The sequence below is a fragment of the Microbulbifer maximicatervae (SeqCode) genome (assembly GCF_052468155.1).
In genome coordinates this window covers 231,636-245,555 of record NZ_CP174335.1, presented here as the reverse complement: position 1 = coordinate 245,555, position 13,920 = coordinate 231,636, and the positions used below count along the sequence as shown (strand labels likewise).

Annotated in this window: 14 protein-coding genes; 7 read left to right on the top strand and 7 right to left on the bottom strand. The window is 52.8% G+C overall.

Features of this window, described 5'->3' with window-relative positions; translation table 11 throughout:
• The first annotated feature begins 28 nt into the window (after positions 1-28).
• The 7 genes from rbfA (at position 29) to ACJJIY_RS00995 (ending at position 6,357) form a co-directional block, all read left to right on the top strand.
• The gene (gene rbfA / locus ACJJIY_RS01025; protein WP_108734361.1) at positions 29-427 is read left to right on the top strand and encodes a 30S ribosome-binding factor RbfA; all 399 of its coding nucleotides are present in this window, start codon (positions 29-31) and stop codon (positions 425-427) included.
• A 3-nt stretch (positions 428-430) separates the two neighbouring features.
• Complete coding sequence (gene truB / locus ACJJIY_RS01020) at positions 431-1,372, top strand: tRNA pseudouridine(55) synthase TruB (protein ID WP_445358914.1); 942 nt, start codon at positions 431-433, stop codon at positions 1,370-1,372.
• 146 nt (positions 1,373-1,518) lie between these two features.
• Positions 1,519-1,788, top strand: a complete 270-nt coding sequence (gene rpsO / locus ACJJIY_RS01015) for a 30S ribosomal protein S15 (RefSeq protein ID WP_252083174.1) — start codon at positions 1,519-1,521, stop codon at positions 1,786-1,788.
• Positions 1,789-2,051: 263 nt separating this feature from the next.
• Positions 2,052-4,175: a polyribonucleotide nucleotidyltransferase gene (gene pnp, locus ACJJIY_RS01010; RefSeq protein WP_445358913.1), complete on the top strand. Its 2,124-nt coding sequence runs from the start codon at positions 2,052-2,054 to the stop codon at positions 4,173-4,175.
• A 114-nt stretch (positions 4,176-4,289) separates the two neighbouring features.
• A complete protein-coding gene (locus ACJJIY_RS01005) occupies positions 4,290-4,940 on the top strand; it encodes a hypothetical protein (RefSeq protein WP_413663183.1) in 651 nt (216 codons plus the stop codon).
• Positions 4,933-5,337 (top strand): GFA family protein, encoded by a 405-nt coding sequence (locus tag ACJJIY_RS01000; RefSeq protein WP_413663182.1) that lies wholly within the window; start codon positions 4,933-4,935, stop codon positions 5,335-5,337. Before ACJJIY_RS01005 ends, ACJJIY_RS01000 begins: the two co-directional genes overlap by 8 nt.
• A 51-nt stretch (positions 5,338-5,388) precedes the next feature.
• A complete protein-coding gene (locus tag ACJJIY_RS00995; protein ID WP_444896204.1) occupies positions 5,389-6,357 on the top strand; it encodes a zinc transporter ZntB in 969 nt (322 codons plus the stop codon).
• A 55-nt stretch (positions 6,358-6,412) separates the two neighbouring features.
• On the opposite strand, the gene ACJJIY_RS00990 is transcribed toward ACJJIY_RS00995, so the two are convergent.
• From ACJJIY_RS00990 to pcnB, 7 genes are all read right to left on the bottom strand, one after another.
• The gene (locus tag ACJJIY_RS00990; protein WP_444907380.1) at positions 6,413-7,975 is read right to left on the bottom strand and encodes a hypothetical protein; all 1,563 of its coding nucleotides are present in this window, start codon (positions 7,973-7,975) and stop codon (positions 6,413-6,415) included.
• Between the two features lie 164 nt (positions 7,976-8,139).
• A complete protein-coding gene (locus ACJJIY_RS00985) occupies positions 8,140-9,177 on the bottom strand; it encodes an endonuclease/exonuclease/phosphatase family protein (RefSeq protein WP_413663179.1) in 1,038 nt (345 codons plus the stop codon).
• Positions 9,178-9,575: 398 nt separating this feature from the next.
• Positions 9,576-10,367 (bottom strand): acyl-CoA thioesterase, encoded by a 792-nt coding sequence (locus ACJJIY_RS00980; protein ID WP_444896206.1) that lies wholly within the window; start codon positions 10,365-10,367, stop codon positions 9,576-9,578.
• A 78-nt stretch (positions 10,368-10,445) separates the two neighbouring features.
• Complete coding sequence (panB, locus tag ACJJIY_RS00975) at positions 10,446-11,258, bottom strand: 3-methyl-2-oxobutanoate hydroxymethyltransferase (protein ID WP_413663177.1); 813 nt, start codon at positions 11,256-11,258, stop codon at positions 10,446-10,448.
• Between the two features lie 5 nt (positions 11,259-11,263).
• On the bottom strand, positions 11,264-11,950 hold the full coding sequence (locus tag ACJJIY_RS00970; protein WP_444896207.1) for a deoxynucleoside kinase: 687 nt from the start codon (positions 11,948-11,950) through the stop codon (positions 11,264-11,266).
• Positions 11,951-12,051: 101 nt separating this feature from the next.
• On the bottom strand, positions 12,052-12,528 hold the full coding sequence (gene folK, locus ACJJIY_RS00965; RefSeq protein WP_444896208.1) for a 2-amino-4-hydroxy-6-hydroxymethyldihydropteridine diphosphokinase: 477 nt from the start codon (positions 12,526-12,528) through the stop codon (positions 12,052-12,054).
• Positions 12,528-13,904 carry a polynucleotide adenylyltransferase PcnB gene (gene pcnB, locus ACJJIY_RS00960; protein WP_444896209.1) on the bottom strand — a complete coding sequence of 459 codons (1,377 nt, stop codon included), beginning with the start codon at positions 13,902-13,904 and terminating at the stop codon, positions 12,528-12,530. The genes folK and pcnB overlap by 1 nt, the downstream gene beginning before the upstream one ends.
• Between the last annotated feature and the right edge of the window lie 16 nt (positions 13,905-13,920).

Genomic DNA, 13,920 nt, shown 5'->3' with positions numbered 1-13,920 from the left:
TTAAACCGCCATTCTCAATAGGTAAACAATGGCAAGAGAATTTCATCGCGCAGACCGCGTCGCCGACGCCATGCGCCGCGAGCTGGCCCAGCTGATCCAACACGAGATTCGCGATCCTCGCCTGGGTATGATCAACGTCAATGATGTTGAAGTCAGCCGCGACTTAACCGTTGCTAAAGTTTTTGTCACCCTGGTGGGTGAGGATGATCGCAGCAAAATTAATACCTCTATCGAAGTGCTGAACAAAGCCGCCGGCTTTTTGCGCACGCAGCTCGCGCGTGCAATCCAGATTCGCACTATTCCTCGTTTGCACTTCCGCTACGACGAGACCTCGGTGCGCGGCCAGGCGCTGTCTGCCCTGATCGACAAGGCGGTTAAAGAAGATCGCAAACACCAAGATGACGATAGCGACTCCAACGAAGATTAATCCATGGGCCGCAGACCAAAATGGGGCCGGCCGGTTCACGGCGTGCTGTTATTGAACAAGCCCGCCGGAATTACCGCCAACGACGCCCTGCAAAAAGCCAAACGACTCTTTTTCGCCAATCGCGCCGGTCACACCGGAGCGCTGGACCCCCTGGCAACCGGCGTGTTGCCGATCTGTTTCGGCGAAGCAACCAAGTTTTCCCAGTACCTGCTCGATGCGGACAAGCGCTATCGCAGTACTTTTGTTTTCGGCATGACTACAGCCAGTGGCGATGCCGATGGCGATGTACTGGAAGCCAAAGATGCTTCCGGTTTGACCGAAGAAGCCGTGCTGAAAGCGATGGAAGCCTTTCGCGGTCCTATCAAACAAGTGCCGTCCATGTACTCGGCCCTCAAGCATAAGGGGCAGCCGCTGTATAAGTTGGCGCGCCAGGGCTTGGAAGTGGAGCGCGAGGCGCGGCAAGTAGAGGTTTTTGAATTTGAGCTGCTGAGCTTTACACCGGGCGCCCAGCCCCGTGCGGAAGTTGAGGTTCACTGCTCCAAGGGCACTTATATTCGCAGTATTGCCGAAGACCTGGGCCAGGCCCTGGGTGTCGGTGCCTATGTGGAAGAGTTACACCGCAGCGCAGCCGGTCCCTACGTCGAGGCCGATTCAGTGACTTTGGATGAACTCACCGCAGAGCGCGGTGAGGGAATGGCGGAGGAGTTGGATCACCACCTGTTATCGGTGGATTCTCCCGCCTCTTCGCTGCCCAAACTCACCCTTCCGGACGAGTCTGGTTACTATGTGCGTCAGGGGCAGCCGGTAATGGATTTGCAGGTCTACCGTATCGGTGAAGAAGGTGATATGGTGCGCCTCTTCCTGGAAAATGGCGATTTTCTGGGCGTAGGAGAAATTACTGACGACGGGTGCGTAGCGCCTCGGCGTCTGGTAAGTAGTACTTAAGCAGAAAACGCTATATTGGTGAGAGCCGATAGCGGTTGATGTGAGAGTACTGCAGTGGACTAAGTCCACAACAGTGAGTAGCTGGTCTGTAAATATGCACGGGCCAGCCGAATCTTTTAAAGCATATTACGACGAGGTTAATCGTTATGGCACTGTCTGCAGTAGAAAAAGCAGCAATCCTGAAAGAGCACGGCCAATCTGAAGGCGACACCGGTTCTCCGGAAGTCCAGGTAGCCCTGCTGACTGCCAACATCAACAAACTGCAGGGTCACTTCTCTGCGCACAAGCAGGATCACCACTCTCGCCGTGGTCTGATCCGCATGGTAAACCAGCGTCGCAAGCTGCTGGACTACCTGAAGCGCAAGGATCTGAACCGTTACGCACAGCTGATCGCTAAGCTCGGCCTGCGTCGCTAAGACCCTGGAATGCCCGCCTCTGGCGGGCTTTCTTCTTTAATGCTTGCTGAAAAGTGGCGCTGTTGTCACTTTTCGGCAGTTTCGCAACACAACCCCAGGGGCAAATATCCCGGCGGATGTGCTGCGTTTGCACCGGCCACCCGGGTCGGTAGCGGTACATCCCCGTATCGCTCTGGACTGAAGGTTTGGAACTTCTATCCAGGCAACCACTGTAGGGGTTACTGGAATGGGCCAGTAACCGTAAGGAAATAGGAAAAAAACTAGTGAATCCAGTAAGCAAAACTTTCCAATACGGACAACACCAAGTCACCATCGAGACCGGCCGTATCGCGCGCCAGGCTACCGGTGCTGCCCTGGTTAGCATGGGAGAGACTGTTGTCCTGTGTACTGTTGTCGGCGCTAAAGAAGCCAAGCCAGATCAGGGCTTCTTCCCGTTGTCCGTGCACTATCAAGAAAAAGCCTACGCGGCTGGCAAAATTCCCGGTGGCTTCTTCAAGCGTGAAGGCCGCCCGTCTGAAAAAGAAACCCTGACTTCCCGTCTGATCGATCGCCCGATCCGCCCGCTGTTCCCGAACGGCTTTATGAACGAAGTTCAGGTGATGTGTACTGTTCTCTCCGCTGAGAAGGACATGGACCCGGATATCGCTGCTATGATCGGCACCTCCGCAGCGCTGTCTGTTTCCGGTATTCCTTTCGCTGGCCCAATCGGTGCTGCGCGTGTGGGTTACACCCAGCAAGACGGCTACCTGCTGAACCCGGGCTACGAAGCTCTGAAGACCTCCGAGCTGGACATGGTCGTTGCCGGTACCAAAGACGCCGTACTGATGGTGGAGTCCGAAGCCCAGGAGCTGCCGGAAGACATCATGCTGGGTGCCGTACTCTACGCACACCAGGAAATGCAGGCCATTATCAAGGTTTGTGAAGAGCTGAAAGCGGAAGCGGGCAAGCCCCAGTGGGACTGGCAGGCTCCGGCGGAAAACACCGAGCTGAAAGCTGCCCTGGACGCTCAGTTTGGCGAGAAGGTTGCCGAAGCCTACCGCATCACCAACAAGCAAGAGCGCAGCACCCGCCTGGCGGAACTGCGCAGCGAAGCCGCTGAAGCCCTGGCTACTGAAGAAATTAGCTCCGATCTGGTAAAAAGCTACTTCGGCAAGCTGGAGAAGAAGCTGGTGCGTGGCGCTGTAGTGCGTGGCGAGCCCCGTATCGACGGTCGCGACAGCAAAACTGTACGTTCGATCGCTGTGGAAGTTGGCGCTCTGCCCAAATCCCACGGCTCTGCGCTGTTCACCCGTGGTGAGACCCAGGCTCTGGTAGTGGCTACCCTCGGTTCCACTGGCGATGCACAGATCATCGACGCCCTGGAAGGTGAGCGCAAAGACTACTTTATGCTGCACTACAACTTCCCTCCCTACTCTGTAGGTGAAGCGGGTCGTGTAGGTGCTACCGGTCGTCGCGAAATCGGTCACGGCCGTCTCGCTCGCCGCGGTATCGCTGCAGTTCTGCCGAGCCCGGACAGCTTCCCCTACACCGTGCGTGTAGTTTCCGAGATCACTGAATCCAACGGTTCCAGCTCCATGGCTTCCGTATGTGGTTCCAGCCTGGCGCTGATGGATGCGGGTGTTCCGCTGAAGGCACCGGTAGCCGGTATCGCTATGGGTCTGGTGAAGGAAGAAGAAGGCTACGCGGTTCTGACCGATATCCTCGGTGACGAGGACCACCTCGGCGATATGGACTTCAAAGTAGCGGGTACCGCCTCTGGTGTGACCGCGCTGCAGATGGACATCAAGATCGAAGGTATTACCGAAGAGATCATGGAGACCGCTCTGGAGCAGGCTCTGCACGCGCGTCTGCACATCCTCGCGGAAATGAACAAGGTGATCGACTCTTCCCGTACCACCGTGAATGAGAACGCACCGCGCTACGCGACCCTGAAGATCCACCCGGACAAGATCCGCGACGTGATCGGTAAGGGCGGTGCGACTATCCGCTCCATCACTGAAGAGACCGGCGCCTCCATTGATATCGAAGATGACGGCACTATCAAGGTCTTCGGTGAAGACGGTGAGAGCCTGGAAGCGGCGGTAACCCGCATCGAGGAGATCACTGCGGAAGCTGAGATTGGCGCTATCTACGAAGGTACCGTGGTACGTATCGTAGACTTCGGTGCGTTCGTTAACTTCCTGCCGGGCAAAGACGGTCTGGTGCATATCTCCCAGATCGCTGAAGAGCGCGTAAATGCCGTAACTGATTACCTGAGTGAAGGTGAGAAGATTAAGGTTAAAGTACTCGACGTTGACCAGCGTGGACGTATCAAGCTTTCTATCAAGGAAGCCAAGGCCGATGCAGCTGCCGCTGAAGAAGCCAAGCAAGCTTCCGACGAAGCTTAAGTCTACGGACTGAAAAAACCCGGCTTTTAAGCCGGGTTTTTTTGTATCTGCCGAAGCGGAATTGTCGCTTATTACCGGTTTTCTATTAGAATTCTGGAAAAAAAGGGCAAAACATTGGACAACTTCTGGCTGATCGACATTCTCCTCACCCTCGCCGCACTGCTGATTGCCAATCAGTACTGGCGTCTTACCAATGCTCGCTTCCAATCAGCTGCACTCTTGGTGATGGCGGGTCTTCTATTTATCGCTGTCTCCGCGATTGTCGGTGCCTATCGCTACGGTATTGATCCCGGGGCAACCCAATTACACCGGGCTTTACTGCAACTATCCGGGTTTAGTTCGCTGTTGCTAATTGGAATAGGGTTGGTTTGGGCACGTTTCGAGATAGGTATTGGACAGAGTACCCGGGGACCCGCTTATGTAGTGCTGGTGCTGGTATTGGCCTCGTCTATTGGCGTCTCGGAAAGTGGCAGGTTATCGCCGCAGGAAGTGACAGAGGTATTTTCCGCCCTGGGGCTTTTGTTGTGGTTGTGGGTTGCAATGATGGAATTGATGTCACCGCGACGACTATCGCCACCGGGTCCTTTGTTACTGGGGGCAGGGGCAGTAGTCATTGCAATGGATGGATTGTTTGTGGGTACCGGCGCTCCGCGAGTGCTGGGCTTGGCGCGTACAAACTGGTTCCACCTGCTGCTGGGCCTTTCGCTGTTTTCACTGTTGGCTGCCCGCCCGTTATTTGAAAAGGACAATAATTCAAATGAGTAAAGTTACTACTGAACTTCGCGGAGGTTGCCACTGTGGCGCTATTCGCTATCGGGCGCGGCACGAGCGCGACTCAGAGGAGAAACTGGTAGCCCATGCGTGCAATTGCTCGATGTGTGAGAAAGTGGGTTTTCTGCACGTCATTATTCCCGCTGAAAACTTTAAGCTGGAGTCTGGGGAAAAAGACCTGGATTGTTATACGTTTAATACGGGGGTGGCCAAGCACCTGTTTTGTCGCCATTGCGGCGTTAAGTCTTTTTATGTGCCGCGCTCCAACCCGGATGGCTATAGTCTTAATGCGCGCTGTTTTGATGAGAGACCCGGAGACTTGGAGGTCGAACCTTTCGATGGTCAAAACTGGGAGCAGAACGCCGCAGAGCTGGCCCATCTCAGTAAATAAGTCGCGAAAAGAAAGTGATGCTCCAATCAATATCAGGTGATATGAGAGCCTATGGAAACTGGTCTGGTCTACGCTGTCTTACTCGATCGCAAAGGCTCGGGCCGAGAGCTTTCCTGGGCAGAGGTGAAATCCTGGCAACCTGATCAGGGAATTCTCTGGTTGCATTTTGACTACGACAGCACCAACACCGTCGAGTGGCTGCAACAGGATAGTGGACTCACAGCTACGGCGATAGAGACCCTGTCTGCGAAGACAACGCGCCCCTGTGTAATGACTGTGGATCAGGGGCTGATGTTGGCTATGTACGGCATCGAGCGAAAATCCAAGCCGCGCGCAAAGGATATGATCGCCATTCGCATTTGGGCCGAGGAAAACCGTATTATCAGTACCGGCCGACGGAAGTTGCTTTCAGAGGATGACTTGCTTTCTCGCTTGCGCAGTGGCTTTGGTCCCCGTGGAACTGCGGCTCTTTTGATGTCCCTGGCAGATCTGTTGGTCTTGCGTATGTGTGATCGGGCCGAAGACTTCGAAGAAAAAATCGATGACCTGGAAAACCTGTTATTAGATAAGGGGGGGGCGGAGCTTTCTTCCCTACTGGTTCGGTTGCGCAAGAGAACTATCGTACTGCGACGCTACTTATGCCTGCAGCGGGAGGTACTCGGGCGTTTACAGCAGGAATCCCTATCCTGGTTTGATGAGCACAGCCACGCCCTCTTGGGAGAGGTAAATGATCGGTTACAGCGCCATATCGACGATATCGATGCGGTAAGGGAGCGCGCGGCAATCGCTCAGGAGGAATTGTTGAGTCGCACTTCGGATCAGTTGAATAGTCGTATGTATGTACTATCAGTGGTGGCAGCAGTTTTTCTGCCGCTGAGCTTTCTCACTGGATTGTTTGGGATTAATGTCGGCGGTATTCCCTGGGGACAGTCGTCCTTGGGCTTTATTGCTTTTTGCATCTTGCTGGTGGTGGCATTGGCTGGGCAGATCGCTTTGTTTTACTGGAAAAAGTGGTTGTAGTTATCTTTTGAAGTATCCTAGCTAAATAGGTTATTTCAGTTATCTGGGCTGCCAATCAGCCACGAAACCCTATAGACCTTACGATTCGATCAGCATTCGCCATAATGGTAAAGGTGATGGTTGAGCCTGCAATATTGGGAAAGTTGGCAGAATCCACAATATGGACATTTTTAAAGTGTGCCGGCCTTCCTAAGAGGTCTGAGCGGAATATCTCATGTTTTCCTCCCATCGGGAAACTGCCACCAAGGTGGAAGCTTTTGCCTGGTGGTAGTACGGTGAGAAAGAAGGGGGGGACCATACCAAGCCTTATCAGTGAACGCCTTATTAAAGACTGTGTTCTTTGGGCGATTTCTCGGGCTCTCGTATTTTCAATTCCTCTTATTTCTATTGAAGAGCTATCTGCTTGTTTGTCGGTTAAAGTTAGTTCCAATGAATCAGAATCCTCAGAGGACATAAAACCCTGAATTACGTATAAGCGATCCAAGGCGACTTGCTTTGGGAAAAGGGGGGGAAGTAGAGATGTTAATTGTTCTTCAATAATTTGGCTTCGACCATAAAGTTGGAGGTGTATTTGTTCAGGACTTATGTTTGGATTGTCAACTTCTAGAAAGATTTCTGCGAGGGTAAACTCAATCTCATAACGATACCCTTTGTAGAGAAAGAGGGGGAAGAAAAAATACTGGCTGTTTTTGATTTTGATTGGAGTATTTAATAGATTGAGGGATCTTGCCAGTATTGTAGTGGTGGCAAACTGGCCGGTTGCGAGAAAAACTTTCTGTGCGGTAATTTTTTTTATTTTGCTATTGGTTATATCAACTGCAATCACGTTTACGCCTTGACTTGTTTCATGAATCTCCAGGACAAGAAGACCTTTATGTATGGTGAGTTTGTCTTTTTGTAGTTTTTCAAACAAGTATTTAGGGTTGAAAATAGATTGGTATGGGCATCCGTCAAAGCAGTGGCCGCAATATCTACATCCATGCTCCCCCTTGCTTGCATCTACCGCTAAGCGGGCTCGACCAAATTCAATGCCATTCCTCTGGAGATTACTTTCAATAGCCTTCAATTTTTTCAATAAGAAATCTGTCGGCGCATTTCTTTTGATGGCAGTAAAGTTGTTAGGGAATAGTGGATACTTGTTATTGAGATTGTCTATCTCCGCACTTATAGGCATATAGCGGAGTACATTTTTGTAGGATGGCGTTAGTTCATTTAAGGAGATAGGCCAATTTGCTAGCTGACTTTCACTGTAGGGCATGATAGCTGCACCCCATACGTTCCCAAGCCCACCAAAGCCATGGGAAAATTCTGTATTACAGTTTTTTGTCGTAATGCTGAGAGGTTTTGGTACTCTGTATGGAAAGTCAGACCCAAATAGATATCTTCTTTCCAGGCCTTTTCGGGAGGCTACTGGAGCTGGAAACAGTTTATCTTTGTCCTCCTGAGTCCATGCATCAATGTTTTTTTTGGATAAGATATTAACTTGGTATTTGATATCGTCTTCAAGGTCATATGAAACATCAACGACTTCAACTTCTTGCCCAATATCTTGCAATGCCTTGACTGTAGCGATACTCGCAGGACCACTTCCGACAACTAGGTTCTTAATCCTGTCCACTGAAAGCCCTTCCCGCCAAGCATGCGGTTTATGCGTGGGTTAAAGTTCTCCTCAATAAGCAAAATTGTAGCTGGATTGTGTTTTCAGTCCGGTGTCGTTCACTCTGTCGGTAAATTGGTTAAGCCCCTTCCGATCCCCTGCGGAAGAGGCTGTGAACCGCTCGTTTAGTGCTTAACCCATGAGAAGTCTACAAATACTGGGTCGTGGTCGCTCAGCCCGGTGTACTCCGCGGAGCCAATATAATAATTGGTTACGTCCAGCGTGTAATTGGGGTTGTTATTAATAACGACGACATGATCGGTATCGTCCTGAAGTTCATCAGCACAGGCTTCCAAGCTGGTGTCACTGCCAGATAGCATATATTGGCAGGCATGCTTGCCGCCGGTTTTGGCAAAAAATGCTTTCCAGGTTTGGTAGTTTGTACCGCGCCAGCCGTCGTCATTTTCATCAAACGCCATATTGAAATCACCAGCCAAAATGACTGTGGCATTACTTGAGTGGGCGACGATCATATCGGCAATCTGGTCGAGTTGCTTGGCTTTGGCATTTAGGTCATCGTCTTGGTGTCCTGCATCCATATGGGTGTTGTACACATGAATATGGAAGTTTTTGGTCACTTCAACTTTTGCTACGGTAAAGCCTTTTTCGGTATCACAGTCATTACCTGCGCACTTATCAAAAGTTTCCTCCTCATAAGTGGCGAAGGTGTAGTCGTCGTCATCGCGATTATCTCGGTCAAACGGAAACTTGGAAAAGGTCAGCAGGCCATTGCCAAAGCTGGTACCAGTGCCTTTCCAGTGTTTGGAGCGATAGGGGACTGTGTCGTTATCGAGCTTGTCGTCGTCGTCCAGATAATTGGCTTTGGTTTTGCTCCAAGCCTCCTGCATCAACCAGAGGTCTTTGGGGTTATTATCAAAAGTGTTAATAATTTGTTTGAAGTCAGACTTGCTGTTGCCGCCTATACACTCCAAAAATCCATCCATGTTGTAGACGATCATGTCAAAACTGCCTGAATTGGCATCGGCAAATTCAGTGTCACCGTATTCATAGCCGTCCAGGTCTTTTGAGCCGGTATCGTCGACATCATCAATAAATTCAAACCAGTTACAAGAAGTAATTGCATCCCAAACGTCTTCAAAATCTACTGCTGCGGCGGAATGGCTGAATAGAAGTGTGAGTGAAAAAAATATTCTTTTTATCATTATTGCTCTCCAACTTTGTTATTACCGACGGTTTTGTAGTGGGGTCGAAAATTGGGGCGTTTCTCTGGCGGCCCCTTTGTTTTCGATGGAGGGGATGATGGATAGCGTAGATTACAAATTGGAGTAAAGGAGGTTTTTTTTATTTTATTTTTCTGTAAGGGCGGCGCGAATTATTTTTTTCATAAAAAAATAATAAAAATCACGAAAGTTGTATATTTTTATGCAGGTAATAATTGATTCGTTAGGCGGGTTAAGCAGGATCGGGAAGTATTATTTAGAGTTATCTGAAGGCTGCAGAAAAGTTACAAAATTCTTTAGGACCGTTTAAATGGTTCCATCCGTGGAGCCAAGGCACTCAATGAGTGGCGGTAAAGGGATAGTTGATCGACGAGTGCTGGTTAACCAAAGATAGTGACCATTTGGCGGGAGAGGGCGGTTAAACGTCCATCGGCATCCCACAAGCGGGCCTGTATTACTGCGTAGCCATCCTCAGCCTGTTCCACTTCGGCCTCGTATTGCCACCAGTCAGAAGCGGTGCGCTCTGGGAGTGGCTCCATAAACTCCACTGTCCATGTTAATGAGCTGGCGGGAGCCGGCTCTTTCATCATCGGGAGTGTCGCCGGTGGCCAGGCATCGATCAGTGCGAGTAAGTGGCTGATACCGGTACGGCCTTTACTGCCATCCTTAAATCGTACCCAGCCACCTAAAACTCTCTCTTTCGCGCCGCTGAAAGGCAGGCCCCCACATGCGATACGGTAATCGAACTTCTGTGTAAATTCCGGCACTACACCTTCGATATAGGGCAGGGGCAGGCATTTATCTGGGGTGGGGTACTCCGGTGCTGAGGGACCTTTGGCGAGAACGGATGACTCCCTGCCGCGACCAAAACTGGCGAGGCCCGCCAGCATAACGGCACCATTCAGATCGAGGTGCCCCTGTACCTGAGTGACAGAGCGGCCTGCGCGAAGGACATCCGCGCGGGTGTTAATCGCCCCCGGGGCAACCGGGCCTACGAATGAGGTGGTAAAAGAGCGCAAGCTGCTCTCAGAAGGCAGCTCTGAAGCCATCCGCTCATACAGCATTGCGGCTACAAGGCCGCCAAATGTAGCTCGCCCCTGGGTCCAGCCTTCGGGCACAGAAGTGGCGCCATTGGTCGAGAGCCAATCCTGGATTAGTTGGTCGAAAGTCATAGTGTTACCGCTTGAGAGCGGCAGGTGGGACCTGCCGCAGAAAAATACCGGGTGAGAAGCACCCGGATGAGGGGAGTATTATTTAAATATGTGTTCCTCGCCGGGGAAAACGCCTTGTTTGACGTCCTCGGCGTATTTGCGCAGGGCCCCGGGAATATCCTCGGCCTCTACCAGGAAGTTTTTGGAAAACTTGGGAGGCTGTTGGGTGAGGCCCAGGATGTCATTGATTACCAGTACCTGGGCATCGCAGTCGCGGCCCGCGCCTATGCCGATGGTGGGCATGGATACGGCTTCGGTAATACGCTTTGCCAGGTCGGCGGGTACACATTCCAACACCAGCAGATCAGCTCCGGCTTCGTCGAGTTGTAGGGCGTCTTCGAGGATTTGCTTGGCGTGTTCTTCATCGCGCCCCTGAACGCGATAGCCTCCCAGTTTGTGTACTGATTGAGGGGTGAGGCCCAGGTGGGCGCAAACGGGAATACCGCGATCAGTAAGAATCTTCACGGTGTCGGCGAGCCAGGCGCCTCCCTCGATCTTCACCATATGTGCACCGGCCTGCATGATCCGGGTTGCATTCTGGAGTGCCTGCTCCGGGGTGGCGTAGGTCATAAACGGCATATCCCCCATAATCAGGGACTTCTTATTGCCGCGCGCGACCGCCTCGACGTGGTAAATCATTTGCTCCATCGTCACTGGCACGGTGCTGTCGTAACCCAGCACGGTCATGCCCAGGGAATCTCCGACGAGCAGTGTCTCAACCCCGGACTTTTGTGCCATCGCAGCCATAGGGGCATCGTAGAGAGCAACGGTAATAAACTTCTCACCATTCGCTTTCATTTTTCGCAGGGTTTGAACGGTTACGAGCTTTTCTAATTCAGAGGGTGCATACATAACGATTAACTTCCTGGGTTGTAATAGTGCCGGCCACTGGTGATCGTGAACAGATATTCGACCAGCTGTTGGTAGTCCTCTGGGCTATCGACAATGTCGATCTCCTCGGTATTGACGATGAGTAGAGGCGCCTCATCGTAAAAATGGAAAAAGCGGGTGTAGGCGTTGTTGAGGGTGGCGAGGTATTCATTGCTTATCGCCTGCTCAGCCGGGATTCCCCGATTGCGGATTCGGGCTTGCAGCACATCGAGGGGGGCTTGCAAATAGATCACCAGGTCCGGCTTGGGTGCTTCCAGGGTGAGGTGTTTGTACACCTGTTCGTATAGGTGCAGCTCATCCTTATCCAGGGTGACTTCAGCAAACAGCTGGTCCTTTTCGATCAAAAAGTCCGACACCCGCACCGGCTCAAAGATATCGTCTTGCCGCAGTGCCTGGATTTGCTGTGATCGCTGTAGGAGAAAGTGCAGCTGGGTGGGCAGTGCGGCGTTTTGGGGGTCCCGGTAGAAACGCTCCAAAAAGGGGTTCTCCTCGGGTAATTCCAACAGCGTGTCGTAATTGAATGTGGAGGCCAGCTTCTTTGCCAGTGTGGTTTTTCCCACACCAATATTGCCTTCCACCGCGATAAACTTAGGCGGTGTTTTATTAGACCGGTTGAGTTCAGCTGTGCTGGTCTCGGGTTTTTCGATAACCACTTGAGCGACTCCTCTTTGTCTGGGGTCTTCCCTGATGAGTTGCAAACGCAAAAGTACTATTGAGAGGGCCGCCCGTCGAGTAGTTGGGGAGCCTCAGTCGATCAAACCTTTTCCAGGCGGTTTTCCGGGCAGCCCTGTAAGAGTGCTGGAAGGGCTCCCAATCCGGGCAGTTCCATCGCGGGAGCCAGTTCAGTAAGGGGTAGCAGTACGAAGTTGCGCTCGGTCATGCGCGGGTGTGGGACCTGTAGGCGGGGCTCATCGATTTGAGATTCCCCAAACAACAGGATATCCAGGTCCAGGGTGCGGGCGCCCCAGCGGATGGAGCGCTCGCGCCCGTGGGACAGCTCGATAGATTGGAGCTGGTCCAGTAGTGCCAGCGGGGACAGTGTTGTTTTCAATGCTGCGACGGCATTGATGTAATCGGGTTGATCGCCGGGGCCGACCGGGGCGCTTCGGTAAAAGCTCGAACACCCCAATAATTCTGTACTGGGGATTCGTTCCATGGCCGATAGGGCGCTGCGCAGTTGTTTGCCGGGCTCTGCCAGGTTACTGCCCAGGCCGATGTATACCGTTTCCATTACTGTTCTGCTCTCGGCTTGCGACGGCGGCCGCGAGAGTTGCGGTTGCGGCGCCCACCGCTGCCTGTGCGCTGTAGCTTGCGCACCATTTGCTGGCGCTGCTCATCGTCAGCCTGTTGGAAGTCGGTCCACCATTTGCCCAGGCCCGCTTCAATCTCGCCACTTTCTTCCCGCAGCAACAGGAAGTCGTAGGCGGCGCGGAAACGGGGGTGTTCCTGTAAGCGCTGGGCCCGACTGCCACCGCGCTGGGGCAGGCGCTGTTGCAGGTCCCAGATTTCCCGCATGGGGATTGAGAAGCGCTTGGGAATAGCGGTGTGGGCCAGCTGTGAGCTGGTAACTTTTTGTGCCGCTTGGGCCAGCGCTGGCGCTGGTGGGGTGCCCTTGGCAACCAGCTTTTGTTGCTCGGTGCTCACCGCAGGCCAGAGTAGGGCGGCGTAGAGGAACGCTGGGGTAACACGCATATCGGCGCGGATACGTTGGTCCGTGTTGCGCAGGGCTTGTTGGGATAGTTTCAGGGCCGCGCTGTTGGCCTCAATTTGTGCAGCGTTATCCGGGAACAGGTGTTGCCAGAGCTGGTACTGGCGCAGCAGCTCAAAGGTGCGCTCTCCGTGGCCACTCATCAGCAGCTTGAGAATCTCATCGAACAGGCGAGCCGGGGCAATATTGCGTAACAGTGGCGCCAGCTCGTGCAGGGGAGCTTCCGTCTTGCCTTCAATAGTGAAATCTAACTTGGCGGCGAAGCGCACTGCGCGCAGCATGCGCACAGGGTCTTCCTTGTAGCGGACCTCTGGGGAGCCGATCATTCTAATCAGGCGCTTTTCAATATCCTCGACACCGCCGGTGTAGTCGTGGATTTCGAACCCTTTGGTGGTGTAGTAAAGCGCATTGACCGTGAAATCCCGACGCATGGCATCACTTTCCAGGTCGCCATAGACATTGTCACGCAGCAGCATACCGTGTTCGGACTGCTTGGCTTCGTGAGTCTCGCCATCGCTGTGGTGACCGCGGAAGGTAGTCACTTCGATAACTTCACGGCCTATACGGGCGTGCAGGATGCGAAAGCGGCGGCCGACAATGCGGGCGCCGCGAAACAGCACCTTGGCCTGCTCTGGAGTGGCGTCGGTGGCCACATCGAAATCCTTGGGGTGGCCGCCGAGCATCAGGTCGCGCACACCTCCACCTACGATATACGCCTGGTATCCGGCATCCTGAAGGCGCTTCATAACTGTTAAGGCCGCGCGGCTGATTTCTCGGCGCGAGATGCTGTGGTCGTTGCGGGCGATAACCCTGGGGCCTTTACTGGCCGGCTTGCGCCAGCGCTTGATACTACTAATCAGGTTGTTGAGCATACGGCTGTCTATGTTGACTGCTGCCATTTAGGGATGGCCGGGA

Excerpts from the sequence above, each read along its gene's own strand:
- pcnB (WP_444896209.1), bottom strand. The coding sequence starts at position 13,904 with ATGGCAGCAGTCAACATAGACAGCCGTATGCTCAACAACCTGATTAGT.
- truB (WP_445358914.1), top strand. The coding sequence starts at position 431 with ATGGGCCGCAGACCAAAATGGGGCCGGCCGGTTCACGGCGTGCTGTTA.
- ACJJIY_RS00995 (WP_444896204.1), top strand. The coding sequence starts at position 5,389 with ATGGAAACTGGTCTGGTCTACGCTGTCTTACTCGATCGCAAAGGCTCG.
- ACJJIY_RS00985 (WP_413663179.1), bottom strand. The coding sequence starts at position 9,177 with ATGATAAAAAGAATATTTTTTTCACTCACACTTCTATTCAGCCATTCC.
- ACJJIY_RS01000 (WP_413663182.1), top strand. The coding sequence starts at position 4,933 with ATGAGTAAAGTTACTACTGAACTTCGCGGAGGTTGCCACTGTGGCGCT.
- folK (WP_444896208.1), bottom strand. The coding sequence starts at position 12,528 with ATGGAAACGGTATACATCGGCCTGGGCAGTAACCTGGCAGAGCCCGGC.
- rpsO (WP_252083174.1), top strand. The coding sequence starts at position 1,519 with ATGGCACTGTCTGCAGTAGAAAAAGCAGCAATCCTGAAAGAGCACGGC.
- ACJJIY_RS00980 (WP_444896206.1), bottom strand. The coding sequence starts at position 10,367 with ATGACTTTCGACCAACTAATCCAGGATTGGCTCTCGACCAATGGCGCC.
- panB (WP_413663177.1), bottom strand. The coding sequence starts at position 11,258 with ATGTATGCACCCTCTGAATTAGAAAAGCTCGTAACCGTTCAAACCCTG.
- rbfA (WP_108734361.1), top strand. The coding sequence starts at position 29 with ATGGCAAGAGAATTTCATCGCGCAGACCGCGTCGCCGACGCCATGCGC.